The organism is Pantoea sp. ABR1s, from assembly GCF_057812235.1.
Genome location: NZ_CM173823.1, coordinates 2,724,354 through 2,745,042 on the forward strand (window position 1 = coordinate 2,724,354; position 20,689 = coordinate 2,745,042).

Sequence of the window (20,689 nt, forward strand, 5' to 3'; positions counted from 1 at the left end):
CATGGTACGGGGTGGTAGATTCAGTTAAGCCGTAATACCCAGCTTCTCGCGGGCATATTGTAGCGCTTTTTCAATGACTTGATCGATAGACATCTCGGTAGAGTCCAGAACCAGTGCATCGCCAGCGGCTACTAAAGGCGCAATTGCGCGATTACGATCGCGGTCGTCGCGTTCTTTTATCTCGGCTAAAAGGCGGTCAAAGTTAACATTAAAGCCATTATCCTGCAACTGTAGCATACGGCGCTGAGCACGCTCTTCCGGGCTGGCATCAAGGAAAATTTTCACTGGCGCATCCGGAAAAACCACAGTGCCCATATCACGGCCATCAGCAATCAGGCCCGGCATCTCGCGGAAACCGCGCTGGCGGCGCAATAATGCTTCGCGTACCCGGGGAAAAGCGGCAACACGAGAAGCGGTGTTGCTGACCTCCTGAGTACGGATTTCACCGGTGACATCTTCACCTTCAAGTATGACCTGCATTTCACCATTTTGTGACACAAAGCGCACATCCAGGTGAGCGGCAATCGGCACCAGCGCTTCTTCAGATTCAATCTCCACCTGATGATGCAATGCGGCCAACGCCAGCACGCGATAAATAGCACCGGAGTCCAGCAGATGCCACTGCAGCGATTCCGCCATCGCTTTGCACAGGGTTCCCTTTCCCGCTCCACTTGGCCCATCAATAGTTATGACCGGGGCAGTTACTGTCATTATTCCCTCCTGTTGCTGCGTGCTTCCTGACCTTTCGGTCACCATTAATGACTAGCATTATACGCTGCATAGCACGGCTTGGTTACCCTTTCGCACTGATCAGGTTCGTAATCTTAGTCAATTCAGAGGATCTCTGGCCTGTTACAGCCAGATAAAATCAGGGGAGTTCCGGTGCGAACCGCACCGGAAAGGGAGATATCAGGCGCTCTGGCTGATTTTAGCCAGTTGAACGAAATAGTCCGGGAAGGTTTTTGCAGTACAGCCAGGATCGAGAATGGTCACCGGGGTATCAGAAAGAGCAACCAGAGAGAAACACATCGCCATGCGGTGGTCATTGTAGGTGCCAATATCCGCATGAATCAGCGTCGCTGGCGGCGTAATGCGGATGTAGTCATGACCCTCTTCGACTTCTGCCCCGACTTTACGCAGCTCTGTGGCCATTGCGCTCAGTCGATCGGTCTCTTTTACCCGCCAGTTATAAATATTGCGTAACCGGGTGGTGCCCTCTGCAAATAGCGCCGTAGTCGCGATGGTCATTGCAGCATCCGGAATATGGTTCATGTCCATATCAATGGCCTGCAGTTTGCCGGCCGTACAGGCAATGTAATCATCGCCCCACTCAATCGTCGCGCCCATCTTTTCCAGCACGTCAGCAAACCGGATGTCACCCTGCACACTCTGGCGTCCAATCCCGGTGACGCGAACCGTGCCGCCTTTAATGGCGGCAGCGGCCAGGAAATAGGAAGCGGAAGAGGCATCGCCTTCAACCAGGTAATCACCCGGCGACTGATACTGTTGCTGTCCCTTGATCAGGAAGCGTTGATAGTTCTGATTCTCAACCTCGACGCCAAAGCACTGCATCAGATTGAGGGTAATATCGATGTAAGGTTTCGACACCAAATCACCTTTGATGGTGATACAGGTATCCTGCTGTGCCAGCGGCGCGGTCATCAGCAGCGCGGTCAGGAACTGGCTGGAAACGCTGCCATCCACACTGACTTCACCCCCGGTAAAACCACCGCGTAAACGCAGCGGCGGATAGTTTTCGTTTTCCAGGTACTCAATGGTTGCTCCGCCCTGACGAAGTGCGTCAACCAGATGCCCGATTGGACGCTCTTTCATGCGGGGTTCGCCGGTCAGTTCGATATCGTGCTGGCCCAGACAAAGCGCCGCGGCCAGCGGACGCATTGCGGTTCCGGCATTGCCCAGAAACAGTGACAGCGGTTGAGATGCGTGCAGTGGCCCGGCATTTCCCGTCACTTCACACAGGGTGCGATCGCTGGAAAGCGTATAGCTTACACCAAGCGCGGTCAGCGCGTTCAGCATGTGCTTAACGTCGTCGCTGTCGAGCAGGTTGGTAAGACGGGTTGTACCTTTAGCCAGAGCAGCCAGCAGCAATGCACGATTGGAAACGCTCTTTGAGCCGGGCAGATTTACCGTGCCGTTGACGCGCGCAATCGGTTGGAGAGTCAGGGAGTCCTGCATGTGAAACGAAATCCTCAAAAAATACAGAGACCTCGCCGTGTGACGAGGTCTGGCATCAGCATCAATGCTGATATCTTAATAATCAGCCGTGACGGCGTTCAAAATCGACCATGAAATCGGTCAGGGCCTTCACACCTTCCAGCGGCATCGCATTATAAATAGAGGCGCGCATACCGCCTACTACACGATGGCCTTTAAGCGCGTGTAATCCCGCCTTAAACGACTCTTCCAGGAACAGCGCATCGAGTGAAGCATCGGCCAGCTGGAAAGGGATGTTCATGCGTGAGCGGTTTTCTGTTGCCACATCATTACGATAGAAGCCACTGTGATCGATTACGCCATAAAGCAGGTCAGATTTTGCCTGATTGATACGATCAATTTCAGCCACACCGCCCTTCTCTTTCAGCCATTTAAACACCAGCCCTGAGAGATACCACGCAAAAGTCGGCGGGGTGTTAAACATCGAATCGTTATCGGCCAGCACTTTGTAATCGAGGATTGAGGGCACAGAGGCGTGCGCCTGACCCAGCAGATCTTCGCGAACGACAACCAGCGTTAATCCGGCCGGGCCCACATTTTTCTGCGCACCCGCATAAATCACACCGTAACGACTCACATCGATAGGGCGTGACAGAATGGTGGATGAGAAATCAGCAACAACGGTTTTACTGCCAAAGTCGGGCTGTTCGTCAATCGCGATGCCATCAATGGTTTCATTCGGGCAGAAATGCAGGTAAGCGGACGTCTCACTCACCTCCCATTCGCTCATCGGCAGGATGGCTCGTTTACCGTCGCGCGTTGTTTTGACATCGAGCGTGCGTGGGGAACAAAACTTTTCCGCTTCTTTTATTGCGCTATGCGCCCAGTAACCGCCATCAACATAGTCGGCACTGGTCGCTTTACCCAGCAGATTTCCCGGTACGGCAGCGAACTGCGCACGCGCCCCACCATGACAGAATAAAACTTTGTAATTCGACGGTATTTTTAGCAGATCACGGAAGTCCTGCTCCGCTTCTTCAGCCACCTGAATAAACTCTTTACTGCGGTGACTGATCTCCATTACAGAGGTACCCAAACCGCGCCAGTTCGTCAGTTCCTGTTCTGCACGACGAAGCACTTCAACCGGTAGCATCGCCGGGCCAGAGCTAAAATTATAAACTTGCGTCATTTCCCCTCACCACTGTCATATCGAACGGTTATGAATAACCATCCGGTTTTATCACTGCATTCTGATAGCTGCAATCATAAATCAGGGAGCGGTCACATTTTCTGAATCTGGCTCGCCGGAGGTTATGTTACCAATGCAAATCTGCGCGGAATTTTGTGAGGCTTTATCCAGCGCCTTTAATTCGCGTTTGGCCTGAGAGCAGAAGTGATGAAAACTAAGCCGGTAAAGTAAGCCGGTAAAAATGTCCCGCCCTGATAGCGGTCTGTTAGCAAAATCCGTATCATTGCGCGCTTTACGCACCCTATGACAACTGAGAGAGCGGCACTATGACGCAAACATTTATCCCGGGCAAAGATGCCGCACTGGAAGACTCCATTGCGCGTTTCCAGAACAAGCTGCAGGATCTTGGCTTTAACATTGAAGAAGCATCCTGGCTGAATCCTGTCCCCCATGTCTGGTCAGTGCATATCCGCGACCGCGATTGCCCGCTCTGTTTTACCAACGGCAAGGGCGCCAGTAAAAAAGCGGCGCTGGCCTCCGCGCTGGGCGAGTATTTCGAGCGTCTCTCAACTAACTATTTTTTTGCTGACTTCTGGCTGGGAAAAAAGATCGCTAACGGCGATTTTGTTCACTATCCCAATGAAAAATGGTTTGCGTTACCTGATGATGAGTCCTTACCTGAAGGTATTCTGGATCCACGCCTGCTCGCATTTTACGATCCCGACAATGCCCTGACGGCTTCCGGCCTGATTGATCTGCAGTCCGGGAATACTGAACGTGGTATCTGCGCCCTGCCCTTTACCCGTCAGTCCGACCAGCAGACTGTCTATATCCCGATGAATATTATCGGCAACCTCTATGTCTCAAACGGCATGTCGGCAGGTAATACCGCGAATGAAGCGCGTGTTCAGGGTCTGTCTGAAGTGTTTGAGCGCTATATTAAAAACCGCATTATTGCTGAAGCGATCAGCCTGCCTGCGATTCCTGATGACGTGATGCAACGTTATCCTGAAGTGATCGAAGCCATTGCACGTCTTGAAGCGGAAGGCTTCCCGATTTTCGCTTATGACGCCTCTCTCGGCGGTAAATATCCGGTTATCTGCGTGGTGCTGTTTAACCCAACCAACGGAACCTGTTTTGCCTCATTTGGTGCTCACCCTGATTTCGGTGTGGCGCTGGAGCGTACCGTTACCGAGTTGCTGCAGGGCCGAAGCCTCAAAGATCTGGATGTGTTTACCCCACCGACCTTTGATGACGAAGAAGTGGCTGAGCATGCCAACCTTGAAACACACTTCATCGATTCAAGCGGCCTGATCTCCTGGGATCTGTTTAAAGAAACTGCGGATTATCCTTTTGTCGACTGGTCATTCGCGGGCAGCACCGAACAGGAATTCGCCACGCTGATGGCAATCTTCGCCTCGGAAGATCAGGAAGTCTATATTGCAGACTACGAGCATCTGGGTGTCTATGCCTGCCGCATCATCGTGCCAGGCATGTCTGATATCTACCCGGCAGAAGATCTGTTCCTGGCGAACAACAGCATGGGAGCGGGCATGCGTGAAACCCTGCTGGCCCTGCCTGACAGCAACTGGAATCCGGAAGAGTATCTGGATCTGATTGGACAGCTTGATGATGAAGGCTTTGACGACTTCACCCGTGTTCGTGAGCTGCTGGGTCTGGCGACCGGTAAAGACAATGGCTGGTACACGCTGCGTGTTGGCGAATTAAAAGCGATGCTGGCGCTGGCGGGCGGCGATCTGGATCAGGCATTGATCTGGACAGAATGGACGATGGAGTTTAACAGCTCAATCTTTACGCCAGAGCGCGCTAACTACTATCGTTGCCTGCAGACCCTGCTGTTACTGGCTATGGAAGATGAGCGTGATCCGTTGCAGTATCATCACGCTTTCCTGCGGATGTATGGTGAGAGCGCAATGGAAGCAGCCTCCGCCGCGATCAGTGGTGAGAATCCGTTTAATGGCCTTCAGGCTGTTGATGATGAGCTGCAGGCCTTCCCTGCCCATCAGTCGCTGCTTGCCGCCTACGAAAAACTGCAAAACGCCAAACGTCACTACTGGAAAAACGCGTAAGCCATAACGCGTCAGACTGAAAGCAGACGGCTAACAATGGCACTGGATTTATCTGGTGCCATCATTCCCCACTTTCTCTATGAAACATTAGCTACTTTAAAATTCCTTCCTATTACATCACATCATTTTAATTAACACATAAGCCATTAATTAATAACACAGCCTGAACTAAAAAAGTGGCGCATCACTTTATATTAAAATATTTTTGTATTTTTAAAATAAATTTTTTTGTTTATATTCAGTTAGTTAAATCATTATTTTCTCATTAATTTGCGACCAGTGGGTTACCACCCTGGCAAACATGATCCATATCAATTACTGACCTATACTCCTTTGTTAGTATTTTTTCAGACAACTTCAGGAGTAAGTTAGTGTGAAAACTGACAACCCTTTTAATCTTTTATTACCCGCCGCGATGGCGAAAGTGGCCGAAGACGCGGGTATCTATAAAGCAACCAAACATCCTTTTACGACCTTCTTTCTGGCAATAAACGCCGGCGTATTTATCTCAATCGCATTCGTTTTTTATATTACAGCAACCACCGGTAGCGGCGCGATGCCCTATGGCATAGCCAAACTGATTGGAGGTATCTGCTTTTCACTCGGCTTAATGCTGGTCGTGGTATGTGGTGCCGACCTTTTTACCTCTACTGTATTAATCGTTGTCGCCAAAGCCAGTGGCCGCATCAGCTGGGGCCAGCTGGCCCGCAACTGGATTAACGTCTACGCCGGTAACCTTGCAGGTGCACTCTTCTTTGTCGCTCTGATGTGGTTTGCCGGACAGCACATGGTCGCGAATGGCGCCTGGGGATTGAATGTCCTGCAAACCGCCGATCACAAGATGCATCACACCTTCATAGAAGCGGTTTGTCTGGGTACATTGGCCAATCTGCTGGTCTGTCTCGCCGTCTGGATGAGTTACTCAGGCCGCACCCTGACCGATAAGCTGGTCGTGATGATTCTGCCTGTTGCGATGTTTGTCGCAAGCGGTTTCGAACACAGTATCGCCAACATGTTTCTTATACCCTATGCCATTGCTATTCGTGACTTCGCGACACCTGAATTCTGGCAGGCAGCTGGCACCACGGCGGCACAGTTTCACTCGCTGACCCTCAGTAACTTTATTATCGACAACCTGATTCCCGTGACCATCGGAAACATTATCGGCGGCGGCGTTCTGGTTGGGTTGACCTACTGGGTTATCTATCTCCGTAAAGGTGACCAGGTTCATTAAACGCATTTTTGACGGCACAGGAAGTTGGCTGTGCCCGACCGTAAAGTCTCCTCATATAAGGCAGGTATATTATGACCGAACTTAATGCAAAACTGGCTTCAGCATGGGAAGGATTTGCTGAAGGCGAATGGCAGAATAGCGTCAATGTGCGCGACTTCATTCAGAAAAACTACACCCCATATGAAGGTGACGAGTCATTCCTGGCGGGTGCCACCGAAGCGACCACCAAACTGTGGGAAAGCGTGCTGGAAGGCATCAAAATTGAGAACCGCACCCACGCGCCAGTCGACTTCGACACCGATCTCGCCTCAACCATTACCTCGCACGACGCGGGTTACATCATTAAGCCACTGGAAAAAATTGTTGGTCTGCAGACCGAAGCGCCATTAAAACGCGCCATCATTCCTTATGGCGGCATCAAAATGGTCGAAGGGTCATGCAAAGTGTATGGCCGTGAACTCGACCCTTCACTGAAAAAAATCTTCACCGAATATCGCAAAACGCACAACCAGGGCGTGTTCGATGTTTATACCCCGGACATTTTGCGCTGCCGTAAATCAGGTATCCTGACCGGCCTTCCTGATGCTTATGGCCGTGGCCGTATTATCGGTGACTATCGTCGTGTGGCGCTGTACGGCATCGATTTCCTGATGGCGGATAAATTCGCTCAGTTCGCCTCACTGCAGGAAGATTTAGAGAATGGCGTTAATCTGGAAGCGACTATTCGTCTGCGAGAAGAGATTTCTGACCAGCATCATGCGCTGGCCCAGATTAAAGAGATGGCAGCAAAATATGGCCATGACATCTCCGGTCCGGCTACCAATGCGGTTGAAGCAGTACAGTGGACTTACTATGGCTACCTGGCTGCAGTTAAATCACAAAACGGTGCTGCCATGTCATTTGGCCGCGTCTCAACCTTCCTTGATGTTTACATCGAACGTGACCTTAAAGCCGGTAAACTGACTGAAGAGCAGGCACAGGAACTGATTGACCATCTGGTGATGAAACTGCGTATGGTTCGCTTCCTGCGTACACCTGAATATGATGAGCTGTTCTCAGGTGACCCAATCTGGGCAACGGAATCCCTGGCTGGTATGGGCGTTGATGGCCGTACCCTGGTCTCAAAAAGTACGTTCCGCTTCCTGAATACCCTCTACACCATGGGTCCTTCACCTGAGCCGAACATGACCATCCTGTGGTCAGAAAAACTGCCGATTAATTTCAAAAAATATGCCGCTAAAGTCTCTATCGATACCTCATCTTTGCAGTATGAGAACGATGACCTGATGCGTGCTGATTTCGACAATGATGACTACGCAATCGCCTGCTGCGTGAGCCCGATGATTGTCGGCAAACAAATGCAGTTCTTTGGCGCACGTGCCAACCTGGCGAAAACGCTGCTCTACGCAATCAACGGCGGCGTGGATGAAAAGCTGAAAATGCAGGTTGGACCGAAAGGCGACAAAATCAGCGACGACGTACTGGATTTCGACACTGTCATGGAGCGTATGGATCACTTCATGGACTGGCTGGCAAAACAGTATGTGACTTCGCTGAACATCATTCACTACATGCATGATAAATACAGCTACGAAGCGGCGCTGATGGCCTTACATGATCGGGATGTCTACCGCACTATGGCCTGTGGTATCGCGGGTCTCTCCGTCGCTGCGGATTCACTTTCTGCCATTAAATATGCCAAAGTGAAACCAATTCGTGACGAAGATGGTCTGGCCATCGACTTCGATATTGAAGGCGAATATCCGCAGTTCGGTAACAACGACTCACGGGTAGATGACCTGGCCTGCGATCTGGTTGAACGCTTCATGAAGAAAATTCAGCAGCTGAACACCTATCGTAATGCCGTGCCAACTCAGTCTGTTCTGACCATTACCTCGAACGTGGTATATGGTAAGAAAACCGGTAACACACCAGATGGACGTCGCGCTGGCGCGCCGTTTGGACCAGGTGCTAACCCGATGCATGGTCGTGACCAGAAAGGTGCAGTTGCCTCACTGACTTCCGTCGCGAAACTGCCGTTTGCCTATGCGAAAGATGGTATCTCCTATACCTTCTCAATCGTACCAAACGCGCTGGGTAAAGATGATAACGTGCGAAAAACCAACCTTGCCGGTCTGATGGATGGTTACTTCCATCACGAAGCCAGCATCGAAGGCGGTCAGCACCTCAACGTTAACGTTATGAACCGTGAAATGCTGCTGGACGCGATGGAACATCCAGAGAAATATCCGCAGCTGACCATTCGCGTTTCCGGTTACGCGGTCCGCTTTAACTCACTGACTAAAGAACAGCAGCAGGATGTGATTACCCGAACCTTCACTAAATCACTGTAATTACTGCTCTACCTGATAAAAAAGGCTCCTCGCGGAGCCTTTTAATTAAAAGTCTGTTCTGGTGGTCATCTCCATCAAGGTTCCCACCAGAATCGATTTCCTGCCCTGAGCGCAACAGAGATTGCGCCGTCTGTCCCGGCAGACTTACTGGAGAAAACATCGCAATGTCAGTTAACGGTCGTATCCACTCATTTGAATCCTGCGGCACCGTCGATGGTCCCGGTATCCGTTTTATCACCTTCTTCCAGGGCTGCCTGATGCGCTGCCTCTACTGTCACAACCGCGACACCTGGGATACGCACGGTGGCAAAGAGATCAGCGTCGAAGCGCTGATGGCGGATGTACTCTCCTATCGCCATTTTATGAACGCCTCTGGTGGCGGCGTCACGGCCTCAGGCGGTGAAGCCATTCTTCAGGCTGAATTTGTGCGCGACTGGTTCCGTGCCTGTAAGGCCGAAGGTATTCATACCTGTCTCGACACCAACGGCTTCGTACGCCGCTATGATCCGGTGATCGATGAACTGCTCGACGTTACCGACTTAGTGATGCTCGACCTGAAACAGATGAATGATGACGTGCATCAGATTCTGGTGGGTGTCTCTAATCACCGTACGCTGGACTTTGCCCGTTACCTGCAGAAAAAAGGCAAACGGACATGGATCCGTTTTGTCGTGGTGCCCGGCTATTCCGACGATGATGACACCGCGCATCGCTTGGGTGAATTCACGCGTGACATGGAGAACGTTGAGAAGATTGAATTGCTGCCCTATCACGAGCTGGGTAAGCATAAATGGATTGCGATGGGTGAAGAGTACAAGCTGGACGGGGTGAAGCCACCGAGCAAAGAGACAATGGAGCGCGTGAAAAACATTCTCGCCAGCTATGGCCACGAAGTGATGTACTGAAGAATCTGCCACAAAAAAAGGGAGCTTAACGCTCCCTTTTTGCTGTTCAGCGATCAGGCATGTGCCACTGGCGTAGCCTGATGATTCGCTTTGCGCAGCAGCATCACCAGATAAATCAGTGCCACAGCAGCGATCATCACGAACAGTAGCTGGTCAGAATAATTCTGCATCAGAACAGAGGTCATTGCCGGTCCAGCCAGACTGCCCACGGTATAACTCATCAGCAGTGCCTGATTCATCGCTACCAGTTCATGATGTGCGACCGTCTCGCAAGCCCAGGACATCGCCACCGGATAGAGTGTGAAGCCCGCCAGTCCCAGAACAAACAGCGCTGGCGCCATCGCGGCATTGGTTAACATGGCCATCGCCCCCAGGATAACCACAAAGACCTGAACTCGCAGCACCAGCATGCGACCAAAACGATCGGCCAGACGGCCAATGGGCCACTGGCCCACAATGCCTGCGCTGACCAGCAACGCCATCCAGTAACCCACACTGGCATCACTCATTCCCTGATGTGACAGGTAAAGCGGCATCAGGCCATAAAGCGAGCCCAGAAGGATGCCAGAAATAATGCAGCCATTGATGCCCAGGCGTGAGCTACGGCGACGCAGCATCGGCCAGATGCGGGCCGGAGCGGCTTCTGTCGCTTCACCGCTGGCGGAGACGCGAGTAAAGACCAGCGGCAGCACGGCGCAGAAGACCAGCGACGTCACCCACGGGATCACGCTGAGTAATTCCGTAGACAGTTTGCTGACAAGCAACTGGCCTGTCACGGTGCCGATGTAATAGACAACCATATAGGCCGCCAGCAGCTGTCCCCGATTACGTACCGTTCCGCTGCACAGAAGTGCGCTCTCGACCACCACCCACATCAGCGCACAGCCGACACCGGCGATGAAACGCATTGAACTCCATGCCCAGAAACCCGACATCATCGCCAGGCACAGAGTTGCGACGGCAAACATCAAGGTAGCCAGGTAGTAGCTGCGGTTGAAGCCGTAATGCCTGATTAACCAGCCAGCCAGCAGAGTCCCTGCGAGGTTACCGGTGTAATAGGAGGAGCTTACGATGCCCACCTGCCAGGTTGTCAGTAAGTCATGCGTCAGCCATAGTGGAACGAGCGTATTCAGCACGGCAATTGCGACCGTCATTAACATCAGGCCGCAAAGCAGCAATATCACGGGGCGTGACCAGGTTGACATAGGGGATAGAAACCAGAGCAAATGAAGGAAATTGCGCGCAGTTTGCCACTGGCCTTTTTAAAGTCAATGGGCGAATTTTAACGGCAGCACATTTTGCTGTGCGACAATTTAATTTACTAATCTTCAGTGGGTTACAATCGTAAGAAGCGGCAGGTCGCTAAATGCTATCTCTATGAAAAATTAGGTTTTTAGCCATTCCGGCCTGACTGATATCGATAACGTTTATTTGTGATTAAAATGAGGTCTGACAAAACAGTTTTTCCGGAGCAATAACATAAAAAAACCCGGCCATGGCCGGGTTCAGAGAGTCACTATTGCTTAGCCGATAATTTCGACGCCATTCATATAGGGGCGTAAAACCTCAGGCACAGTGATGCGGCCATCTTCCTGCTGATAATTTTCCAGCACCGCCACCAGGGTACGGCCTACGGCCAGCCCTGAGCCATTCAGGGTATGAACCAGACGCGGTTTCTTATCCTGTTTGTTGCGGCAACGCGCCTGCATACGACGCGCCTGGAAATCACCCATGTTGGAACAGGATGAAATTTCACGATAGGTATTCTGCGCCGGTAGCCAGACTTCCAGATCGTAAGTTTTAGTCGATCCAAAGCCCATATCGCCGGTGCAGAGTAAAACCTTACGATATGGCAGGTTCAGCAGCTGCAGCACTTTCTCAGCGTGACCGGTCAGCTCTTCCAGGGCATCCATTGACTGCTCCGGCGTGACGATCTGCACCATCTCAACTTTGTCGAACTGGTGCATACGGATCAGGCCACGCGTGTCACGACCGTAAGAACCCGCTTCAGAACGGAAGCACGGCGTATGCGCGGTCAGTTTAACCGGCAGGCTATCCTCTTCGAGGATCTCATCGCGCACCAGGTTAGTCAGCGGCACTTCTGCAGTAGGAATCAACGCATAGTTGCTGCTGTCTGACTCCTCTTCCAGCGGACGGGTGTGGAACAGGTCTTCGCCAAACTTAGGCAGCTGTCCGGTACCGTAAAGCGTTTCGTGGTTAACCAGATAAGGCACGTAGGTTTCAAGGTAGCCATGCTGCTCGGTGTGCAGGTCAATCATAAACTGACTCAGTGCACGGTGCAGGCGGGCAATTTGCCCCTGCATGACCACAAAGCGTGAACCGGTCAGTTTCACGGCAGACGCAAAATCCAGGCCTTTAGCCGCTTCACCCAGCTCAACGTGATCTTTAACCGGGAAGCTGAACTCGCGCGGGGTACCCCAGCGGCTCACTTCCTGATTTTCGCTGTCATCTTTGCCCAGCGGCACTTCATCGGCCGGAATGTTCGGCAGTGCCAGTGAGAAGTCACGGATTTGATTCTGCAGTTCATCCAGTTCTGCTTTTGCGGCATCCAGGCGTTCGCCCAGCGCGTTCACTTCCTGACGCAGCGGCTCGATGTCTTCCCCACGTGCTTTGGCCTGACCGATGGATTTGGATCGGGAGTTACGCTCTGCCTGCAGATTTTCTGTTTCCACCTGCAACACTTTGCGACGCTCTTCAAGCGAACGCAGCGTTTCCACATCCAGTTTGTATCCCCGGCGTGCCAGTTTTTCTGCGACTGCGTCTGGCTCGTTACGCAGCAGATTGGGATCGAGCATGCTTATCCTGTGTATAAAAAGTTGGTTGAAAGAAGGGACGCATTCCAGCGGAATGCGTTGAAAACATTGCCCACATTACCGTAACGTCTGTTTCAGCGGTAGCGTTTTGTCGGGCTATTTTGATCCTGCTCGGCCAGCCAGCTTAGCTTTTCACCAATCTTACCCTCAAGCCCGCGCTGGGTTGGGGTGTAATAGCGCGCGCTGGCCAGTTCCTGCGGAAAATAGACTTCACCCGCGGCATAGGCGTTGGTTTCATCATGGGCATAACGGTACTCTTTACCCAGGCCCATCTCTTTCATCAGCTTAGTCGGGGCATTGCGCAGATGTTCCGGCACATCGTAATCGGGATGGTCGCGCGCATCACGCATTGCGGCTTTAAACGCGTTGTAGACCGCATTACTTTTAGGCGCGCAAGCCAGATAAACAATGGCCTGGGCAATCGCGCGCTCCCCTTCTGCCGGACCGACGCGCGTAAAGCAATCCCAGGCCGCAATCGCCACCTGCATACCGCGCGGATCGGCGTTGCCGACATCTTCGGAGGCGATTGCCAGCAACCGACGAGCCACATAGAGCGGATCGCCGCCCGCAGTGATAATGCGCGCATACCAGTAGAGCGCCGCATCCGGTGCGGAGCCGCGTACCGATTTGTGCAGTGCAGAAATCAGATCGTAAAAACGATCGCCTTTATTATCAAACCGCGCGGATCGCTCACCAGAGACTTCGTTAAGCAGCTGCGGCGTCAGTTCTCGCTGACCTGATGCGGTGATTTCGGCCATATCAGCCATCATCTCCAGCGTGTTCAGCGCCCGACGTGCATCACCATTAACCAGTTCAGCGATCATCCTGCGTGTGTTGTCCGGCAGCACGATGTCACTGTCCCCATAGCCTCGCGCTTTATCCTGCATCGCCTGATCCAGCACCTGCTCAATATCTTCCAGAGTCAGTGATTTCAGCAGGTAAACGCGGGCGCGTGACAACAACGCAGAGTTAAGTTCAAAAGAGGGGTTTTCGGTGGTCGCACCAATAAAGGTAATGGTGCCATCTTCGATATGGGGCAGAAAGGCATCCTGCTGGCTCTTGTTGAACCGATGGACCTCGTCCACAAACAGGATCGTGCGCCGCCCGGCATGTTTATTCTGACGGGCCCGCTCAATCGCCTCACGGATCTCTTTTACGCCGGAGGTGACGGCCGAAATACGCTCCACATCGGCGTTACCGTAATGGGCAATGATCTCAGCCAGCGTGGTCTTGCCGGTCCCGGGAGGTCCCCACAGGATCATTGAATGCAGGTGCCCTGCTTCAATCGCGCGCGGCAGAGGTTTGCCTGCGCCCAGCAGATGTTGCTGACCAATGTACTGTTTCAATGTTTCTGGCCGCATACGCGCGGCCAGAGGTTTGAAATTTTCGGTGGAAAAATCCAGGGACAGGTTACTCACCGTGACCTCACTGACGTTGGTCGTCCACCGTCACGCCTTTTGGCGGTGTGAACGTGAATTTATCCGGGCTGATAGCGCCATTCTGCTGGCTTTTCAGCTGGTAATCGCTGCGCTGGCCATCCTGCTCGATAGCACTGAAGCGGTTGATGGTCCCGCTGGACGTCACCTGGATGGTGAACTGTTTCAGGTTGCCGTCGCTGTTCTTAGGTGTCAGTTCAAAATTGTCACCCTGCTGTTTGATATTGTACTGCTTCCAGTCATTTGACTGGTTGCGGGCAATCAGCATAAAGGGCGTGTTGCTGGTCGCATTCTGCAACAGGCTGACTGTCGCCTGCTCAACAAACGGGTTGTAGAACCACAGCGATTTACCGTCGGAGATGATGATGCTTTCGTCCGGCGCGGTCATGTGCCAGTTAAACAGGCTGGGACGTTTCACCCACAATTCGCCTTCGCCGTCCTGCACATTCGCGCCGCTGCTGTCGGTCACTTTTTGGGTGAAGCTGGCGTGGAAGCTGCTGACCTTGTTCAGGCGCTGTTGCAGATCACTGGAAGCATCAGCCAGAACGCTGGCTGAAGAAAAGGTGGCCAACAGGCCCAGAGCGATTACGCGTAATTTCATCTGCTTCAATTCCTTATTTAAACGTTCCCATCGATAACTGCATTAAGCCTGGCCGCCGTTCCGCCATCAGAACAGAGGAAAAAACCGAAAGCTGATTCAGATATGGGGTTTAACCGCATAAAAACAATGAGCCAGTCGGAACTGGCTCATTGCGTTGTGTTTCAAAACATTTAGCCACTACATATCGTGTGGCGGTGGCGACAGCACTTCACGGTTACCATTGTGTCCTGGTGCAGAAACGATGCCCTGCGCTTCCATCTGTTCAATGATACGTGCCGCGCGGTTATAGCCAATGCGGAACTGACGCTGAACGCCTGAAATCGACGCACGGCGCTTATCGACCACAAAACCGACCGCCTGATCGAACAGCGGATCGAGCTCTTCATCACTGTCGATGCCACCGGCATTTTCGCTCTCTTCGCCCGCCGTAATGCTGTCGATATATTGCGGACGACCACGCGCTTTCCAGTCCTGAACCACTGCATGCACTTCCTGGTCACGAACAAACGCACCGTGAACACGAATCGGCAGCGAGGAGTTCGGCGGCATGTAGAGCATGTCACCCATACCCAGTAATGACTCCGCGCCGCCCTGATCGAGAATGGTACGTGAGTCAATTTTGCTGGAAACAGTAAAGGCGATACGCGTCGGAATGTTCGCTTTGATCAGACCGGTAATGACATCCACGGATGGACGCTGTGTCGCCAGTACCAGATGGATGCCGGCAGCACGGGCTTTCTGTGCCAGGCGGGCAATCAGCTCTTCCACCTTTTTACCGACTGCCATGATCAGGTCAGCAAACTCATCGACCATCACAACAATATAAGGCAGCTTCTCCAGAACCGGCGGCGTCATATCCATGCTGTCGCCCGGCTTCCAGAACGGATCGGGAATCGGACGACCCATCGCTTCGGCCTGTTCCACTTTTTCGTTGTAGCCCGCCAGATTACGCACGCCCAGCGCCGACATCAGCTTGTAGCGACGCTCCATTTCACCGACGCTCCAGCGCAGCGCATTGGCAGCATCCTTCATGTCTGTGACCACTTCGGTCAGCAGATGCGGAATACCTTCATAGACCGACAGCTCAAGCATTTTCGGGTCGATCATGATGAAGCGAACTTCTTCCGGCGTCGCCTTATACAGCATGCTGATAATCATGGCGTTCACGCCCACAGACTTACCGGAACCGGTGGTACCGGCGACCAGTAAGTGTGGCATTTTCGCCAGATCGGCCACCACCGGCTGACCGGCAATGTCTTTGCCCAGCACGACGGCCAGCGGTGAAGGGTTGTCGCGGAATTTAGGGCAATCCAGCACTTCACGCAGATAGACGGTCTGACGATGCTTGTTTGGCAGTTCCAGACCTACGTAAGGTTTGCCTGGGATCACTTCCACCACACGAACCGCTACCGTCGACAGCGAACGCGCCAGATCGCGGGACAGATTGGAGATACGCGCCGCTTTAACGCCCGGCGCCAGGTCAAGTTCGAAACGGGTAATAACCGGGCCAGGCGAGATACCGACCACCTCCGCTTTGACGCGATAATCGCCTAAGCGCGACTCCACCAGACGGGCAGTCTGCTCCAGCGAGAACATATCAACCGGCTCTTCCTCTTCAGGCGGTGCGGTCAGCAGATCCAGCGAAGGCAGTGGCGTGGAGGGTTTCTCCAGCGGCTGCTCATGGCGCATCAGGAACGGATGAATCAGGCTGTCATGCAGTGAAGGTTTCGCCTCTTCCACCGGCTGAACCGGCGCTGCCGGTGGCGTGCCATAGGCAGGCGCAGCGTACGCCGGAGCCTGAGGAGCCGCAGGGGCACCATAAGCGGGCGCAGAGGTTGCCGCAGGCGCAGCATAGTCAGGTTCAGACGGTGCTGCCGGGGCGCTATAGGCAGGCTCTGCCGGGGCAAAGCTGGCTGGTGCAGGAACATGAGCCGGAGCCTGAGGTCTTGAAACCTCACTCACCTGCTGCCAGGGTTCGTGTGAAACCGCTGGAGCTTCAGATTCTGGCGTCGCCGCAATGGTAAACAGCGGTTCAGAAGGACCGTCATCCACCAGATCTTTCATCGGTGAAAAATCAAACGCTGAGGCGGTATCAATATTGAATACCGGCTCTTTTTTCACTTCTGGCTCATAGCGCTGCTGTTGCTGCTCGGCGAACTGACGGGCCAGTGCATCCTGCTGCTGTGCATCCTGTTCATCTTCCTCGTCCTGCTGCCAGCTGGTGCCGTAACGCTGCTGCTGTTCAGACTGGAAAGCCTGTCGCAGTTCAGCCTGCTGCAGCGCCTCTTCAGCATCCGGAGCAGAGGAAACGGAGCCAGCACTAACCGGTTCGGTCTCTTCCGTTTTCGCTTTCTCTTCTGCCATGCGCTGAGAAGGCAGCTTAATGCCATAAGAGGCCAGCTCACGACGGGTTGGCAGTTTTACCGGGTTAGGACGCGGCAGTGCCGGGCCGATACCTTGTTTAACCTGCGGATTGAGATTGGTTTCAGGGGCTAAATCAAAAACAGGCGCAGTACGCGTTGTTGCCTGGGCTGCCGTTGCAGCGGATGCCGCTGCCGCCGATGCCGCAGGGATGGCTGACGTATCCCGCCAGTTACCCATTTTAGGTTCATCATCGTCGTAAGCACTGAACGACGGCGTAGCCGGAGCGTCGTCTGGCATTTCAAAATGATAAAGCGGTGGTGAGTCTGCGGGTGCAGAAGCACTCTGCGCCGGGGAATTCGCCACACTCTGCGGAGCTGGCGCGCTCTGTGCGTACGCAGGCGCAGGTTGTGCAGACGGCGATGCAGGGATGGATGTCGCTGACGCGGCAGGCGCCGAAGCTGTAACCGCAGCAGCAGGTGCAGCGACAGATGCTGGCGTCACCGTGGCTGCAGGGGCGAGGGTCACCTCAGCGGCTTCAGCGGTGGCCGCGACTGCCGCACTGGTGGCTGCTGCAGCTTTAGCCAGCAGCGGATCCTGTTGTGACGCCGCAGGCTCAGCAGCTGCACGTGGGGCAGAAAGCAGCACATCATCATCCTGATCGGCGGCATGAAGCTCAGGCACATCCGCGTATTCACGCGCGTCCCGCTCGTCATCCTCTTCCTGCCAGGGTTCATCGTGACGAGAGCGGTTGCTTGCAAACGTCAGTACGCCCATGACTACGCCGCCAATTCTTTCTGCAATGGTGAGCCATGACCAGCCGGTGTAAAGGGTAATGCCCGCCGCCCAGACGCAGAGCAGCATCAGCGTGCCGCCAGCCGGACTGAACCAGGGTGCAATAGCATTACTGACCAGGCTGCCGATCACGCCGCCCGAGGCAAAGTACCAGATATCATCGGCATTCAGCGCCGCCATACCACAGGTCGTCACCACCAGCGCGAGGACGCCAATTAAGCGCAGCCCGACGGCAAAGTAGTCAAAGTAGTCCTGGCTGTCGCGCTGACGGAAAGCAATCCAGCACAGTCCCAGGATGACGGGCGGAATGGCATACGCCATCACACCAAAGATGAAGAGTAAGGTGTCAGCCAGCCAGGCACCGACGCTGCCGCCGATATTATGGATAGGTTCATGCCAGGCCGTTTGCGACCAGCTCGGGTCGGAAGGGTTAAAACTGACCAGAGAAACCATCAGGTAGATGGCAAACAGCGCCACCAGAATGAGCATTGCTTCCAGCAGACGACGTCCACTGCTCATCGATTGTAACGAAACGTCTTTATCTTCTGTATATTCCTGGCTCAAGAGGACTCTCCAGGTGCCTGTAAAGTAAGAAGCAACAGCGCCGGGCGAGCCCGACGCTGATCCTGTATGAATGCACAGGAGTGTACCGAAATCTCACAGGTTTTGCACCTGCCCCGCATCAGCGAGTTTTGATCACCAGTCGATTGCTCTGTTTAACCTCTTCCATCACCACATACGTACGCGTGTCGTTTACGCCCGGCAGGCGCAACAGGGTTTCACCCAGCAGCTTACGGTAGGCTGACATATCAGGTACGCGCGTTTTCAGCAGGTAGTCGAAATCGCCGGAAACGAGGTGACACTCTTGAGTTTCCTCAAGTTTTTGCACAGCGGCGTTAAATTGCTCAAACACATCCGGTGCACCACGATTCAGAGTAATCTCAACGAACACCAGCAGCGACGCATCCAGATAGTGCGGGTTCAACTGCGCGGTGTAGCCAAGAATAAATCCCTGACGTTCGAGACGACGCACGCGTTCAAGACATGGCGTAGGCGATAAGCCTACGCGTTTGGAAAGCTCTACGTTTGAAATGCGACCATCTTTCTGAAGTTCATTCAGAATGTTCCTGTCAATTCTGTCGAGGTCTTTCCCGGGGCGTTTCTTATTGTCTACCATTATTATTGTCTCTCTTAATTCCTTCCCTTTACCTGCCACGCCCTGAAAACGCTCATTGTTCGGGGCATTTCTGAAGTGAGCTAACAGAGCCTGTGTTCTGACACCTATCGATATGACGCATGTTGTCTGTCCACATCATGCGTCATTATCCATATCAGGCTGCTTTTATTCGGCGTTACGTGCAAAACGGGCGATGAAAACCTGTTTTGTTCCGATAAATGTTATTCGCTTCTGATAATGTTTTCGCAAAAGCGCAGGCGATTGTCAAAGTAAAATCACCAAATTCAGGACAAGATGCCAGACAGTCCGCTGGGTATCTGTTTTTAAATGACTATTTTTCCACTATTGCACCCCTCTAACCCGAGTTTTGCCCCCTTTTGGCGCATTGGCCAGGCAAAACCGTCGCTCATCGTCTACGCCGTTTGCAGCTATCGTTAACAAAATTGCCTAAGCCTTGTCATTGTCGCCGGATATTCCCTACAATCGCAGGCTATGTCAGCCGAATGAAACTGAGGAACGCATGAGTACGGCCAAACACAGTAAGTTACTCATTCTGGGCTCCGGCCCAGCGGGTTATACCGCAGCCGTTTATGCTGCACGCGCCAACCTGAACCCGGTACTGATCACGGGTCTGGAAAAAGGCGGACAGCTGACCACTACCACCGAGGTAGAGAACTGGCCGGGCGACCCGCACGATCTGACAGGTCCATCGCTGATGGAGCGGATGCATGAGCATGCCGAAAAATTTAATACTGAGATCATTTTCGATCACATTCACACCGTCGATTTGCAGAACCGTCCGTTCCGCCTTACGGGTGACAGCGGCGAATACACGGCAGATGCCCTGATCATCGCCACCGGTGCGTCAGCGCGCTACCTCGGTCTGCCTTCCGAAGAGGCCTTTAAAGGCAAAGGCGTCTCTGCCTGTGCAACCTGTGACGGCTTCTTCTATCGCAACCAGAAAGTCGCGGTGATTGGCGGTGGCAACACGGCTGTGGAAGAGGCGCTCTACCTGGCGAATATTGCGGCTGAAGTGCACCTTATTCACCGTCGTGACAGCTTCCGCGCAGAGAAGATCCTGATCGACCGCCTGATGGAAAAAGTGCGCAATGGCAATATCGTGCTGCACACCCATCGCACGCTGGAAGAAGTGGTGGGCGATCAGATGGGTGTCACTGGTCTGACACTGCGTTCTACCCAGAACAGTGATGAGACAGAAGCGCTGGAGGTGGCGGGTCTTTTTGTTGCTATCGGACACAGCCCGAATACGGCCATTTTTGAGGGTCAGCTGGCGCTGGAGAACGGTTACATCAAAGTTCAGTCAGGTCTGCACGGCAACGCCACTCAGACCAGCATCCCTGGCGTCTTTGCGGCAGGCGATGTGATGGACCATATCTATCGTCAGGCGATCACCTCTGCGGGCACCGGCTGTATGGCCGCGTTAGACGCTGAGCGCTTTCTTGACGGACTGGTTAAAAACGATCAGTAAGTTGTTAACCCTCTGATCTCAAATGTTCCAGGCGACGGTTTTTCCGTCG

Annotated in this window: 14 protein-coding genes; 5 read left to right on the forward strand and 9 right to left on the reverse strand. The window is 53.2% G+C overall.

Features of this window, described 5'->3' with window-relative positions; all coding sequences use genetic code 11:
* Positions 1 to 24: 24 nt before the first annotated feature.
* From cmk to serC, 3 genes are all read right to left on the reverse strand, one after another.
* A complete protein-coding gene (gene cmk / locus ACXKZD_RS12830; RefSeq protein WP_010254946.1) occupies positions 25 to 711 on the reverse strand; it encodes a (d)CMP kinase in 687 nt (228 codons plus the stop codon).
* Positions 712 to 909: 198 nt separating this feature from the next.
* Complete coding sequence (gene aroA / locus ACXKZD_RS12835; protein ID WP_010254943.1) at positions 910 to 2,196, reverse strand: 3-phosphoshikimate 1-carboxyvinyltransferase; 1,287 nt, start codon at positions 2,194 to 2,196, stop codon at positions 910 to 912.
* Between the two features lie 82 nt (positions 2,197 to 2,278).
* Positions 2,279 to 3,364 (reverse strand): 3-phosphoserine/phosphohydroxythreonine transaminase, encoded by a 1,086-nt coding sequence (gene serC / locus ACXKZD_RS12840; RefSeq protein ID WP_033757140.1) that lies wholly within the window; start codon positions 3,362 to 3,364, stop codon positions 2,279 to 2,281.
* A gap of 326 nt (positions 3,365 to 3,690) precedes the next feature.
* Here serC and ycaO point away from each other — a divergent pair, with 326 nt between their 5' ends.
* The 4 genes from ycaO (at position 3,691) to pflA (ending at position 9,947) form a co-directional block, all read left to right on the forward strand.
* Positions 3,691 to 5,454, forward strand: coding sequence for a 30S ribosomal protein S12 methylthiotransferase accessory factor YcaO (gene ycaO, locus ACXKZD_RS12845; protein ID WP_346542215.1), 1,764 nt, complete (start codon positions 3,691 to 3,693; stop codon positions 5,452 to 5,454).
* A 373-nt stretch (positions 5,455 to 5,827) separates the two neighbouring features.
* Positions 5,828 to 6,688, forward strand: a complete 861-nt coding sequence (focA, locus tag ACXKZD_RS12850) for a formate transporter FocA (RefSeq protein ID WP_010254939.1) — start codon at positions 5,828 to 5,830, stop codon at positions 6,686 to 6,688.
* A 71-nt stretch (positions 6,689 to 6,759) separates the two neighbouring features.
* Positions 6,760 to 9,042: a formate C-acetyltransferase gene (gene pflB / locus ACXKZD_RS12855; protein WP_010254936.1), complete on the forward strand. Its 2,283-nt coding sequence runs from the start codon at positions 6,760 to 6,762 to the stop codon at positions 9,040 to 9,042.
* Positions 9,043 to 9,206: 164 nt separating this feature from the next.
* On the forward strand, positions 9,207 to 9,947 hold the full coding sequence (pflA, locus tag ACXKZD_RS12860; RefSeq protein WP_010254935.1) for a pyruvate formate lyase 1-activating protein: 741 nt from the start codon (positions 9,207 to 9,209) through the stop codon (positions 9,945 to 9,947).
* A gap of 53 nt (positions 9,948 to 10,000) precedes the next feature.
* Here the strand turns inward: pflA and ACXKZD_RS12865 are convergent, their stop codons facing one another.
* The 6 genes from ACXKZD_RS12865 to lrp all read right to left on the reverse strand — a co-directional run bounded on the left by ACXKZD_RS12865 (position 10,001) and on the right by lrp (position 19,151).
* Positions 10,001 to 11,152: an MFS transporter gene (locus tag ACXKZD_RS12865; protein ID WP_033766822.1), complete on the reverse strand. Its 1,152-nt coding sequence runs from the start codon at positions 11,150 to 11,152 to the stop codon at positions 10,001 to 10,003.
* A 318-nt stretch (positions 11,153 to 11,470) separates the two neighbouring features.
* Positions 11,471 to 12,763, reverse strand: coding sequence for a serine--tRNA ligase (serS, locus tag ACXKZD_RS12870; RefSeq protein ID WP_010254930.1), 1,293 nt, complete (start codon positions 12,761 to 12,763; stop codon positions 11,471 to 11,473).
* A 92-nt stretch (positions 12,764 to 12,855) separates the two neighbouring features.
* A complete protein-coding gene (locus ACXKZD_RS12875; protein ID WP_033757131.1) occupies positions 12,856 to 14,199 on the reverse strand; it encodes a replication-associated recombination protein A in 1,344 nt (447 codons plus the stop codon).
* Positions 14,200 to 14,206: 7 nt separating this feature from the next.
* The gene (gene lolA / locus ACXKZD_RS12880; protein ID WP_003849334.1) at positions 14,207 to 14,818 is read right to left on the reverse strand and encodes an outer membrane lipoprotein periplasmic chaperone LolA; all 612 of its coding nucleotides are present in this window, start codon (positions 14,816 to 14,818) and stop codon (positions 14,207 to 14,209) included.
* Positions 14,819 to 14,995: 177 nt separating this feature from the next.
* Positions 14,996 to 18,538: a DNA translocase FtsK 4TM domain-containing protein gene (locus tag ACXKZD_RS12885; protein WP_488981651.1), complete on the reverse strand. Its 3,543-nt coding sequence runs from the start codon at positions 18,536 to 18,538 to the stop codon at positions 14,996 to 14,998.
* A 118-nt stretch (positions 18,539 to 18,656) separates the two neighbouring features.
* Positions 18,657 to 19,151 carry a leucine-responsive transcriptional regulator Lrp gene (lrp, locus tag ACXKZD_RS12890; RefSeq protein ID WP_006118610.1) on the reverse strand — a complete coding sequence of 165 codons (495 nt, stop codon included), beginning with the start codon at positions 19,149 to 19,151 and terminating at the stop codon, positions 18,657 to 18,659.
* A gap of 520 nt (positions 19,152 to 19,671) precedes the next feature.
* On the opposite strand from lrp, the gene trxB reads away from it, so the two are divergent.
* Positions 19,672 to 20,640 (forward strand): thioredoxin-disulfide reductase, encoded by a 969-nt coding sequence (trxB, locus tag ACXKZD_RS12895; RefSeq protein WP_003849329.1) that lies wholly within the window; start codon positions 19,672 to 19,674, stop codon positions 20,638 to 20,640.
* Positions 20,641 to 20,689: the final 49 nt, after the last annotated feature.

What these genes read in the sequence shown, in the direction of transcription:
- cmk (WP_010254946.1), bottom strand. Translation starts at nt 711, where the DNA reads ATGACAGTAACTGCCCCGGTCATAACTATTGATGGGCCAAGTGGAGCG.
- aroA (WP_010254943.1), bottom strand. Translation starts at nt 2,196, where the DNA reads ATGCAGGACTCCCTGACTCTCCAACCGATTGCGCGCGTCAACGGCACG.
- serC (WP_033757140.1), bottom strand. Translation starts at nt 3,364, where the DNA reads ATGACGCAAGTTTATAATTTTAGCTCTGGCCCGGCGATGCTACCGGTT.
- ycaO (WP_346542215.1), top strand. Translation starts at nt 3,691, where the DNA reads ATGACGCAAACATTTATCCCGGGCAAAGATGCCGCACTGGAAGACTCC.
- pflB (WP_010254936.1), top strand. Translation starts at nt 6,760, where the DNA reads ATGACCGAACTTAATGCAAAACTGGCTTCAGCATGGGAAGGATTTGCT.
- pflA (WP_010254935.1), top strand. Translation starts at nt 9,207, where the DNA reads ATGTCAGTTAACGGTCGTATCCACTCATTTGAATCCTGCGGCACCGTC.
- ACXKZD_RS12865 (WP_033766822.1), bottom strand. Translation starts at nt 11,152, where the DNA reads ATGTCAACCTGGTCACGCCCCGTGATATTGCTGCTTTGCGGCCTGATG.
- serS (WP_010254930.1), bottom strand. Translation starts at nt 12,763, where the DNA reads ATGCTCGATCCCAATCTGCTGCGTAACGAGCCAGACGCAGTCGCAGAA.
- lolA (WP_003849334.1), bottom strand. Translation starts at nt 14,818, where the DNA reads ATGAAATTACGCGTAATCGCTCTGGGCCTGTTGGCCACCTTTTCTTCA.
- lrp (WP_006118610.1), bottom strand. Translation starts at nt 19,151, where the DNA reads ATGGTAGACAATAAGAAACGCCCCGGGAAAGACCTCGACAGAATTGAC.
- trxB (WP_003849329.1), top strand. Translation starts at nt 19,672, where the DNA reads ATGAGTACGGCCAAACACAGTAAGTTACTCATTCTGGGCTCCGGCCCA.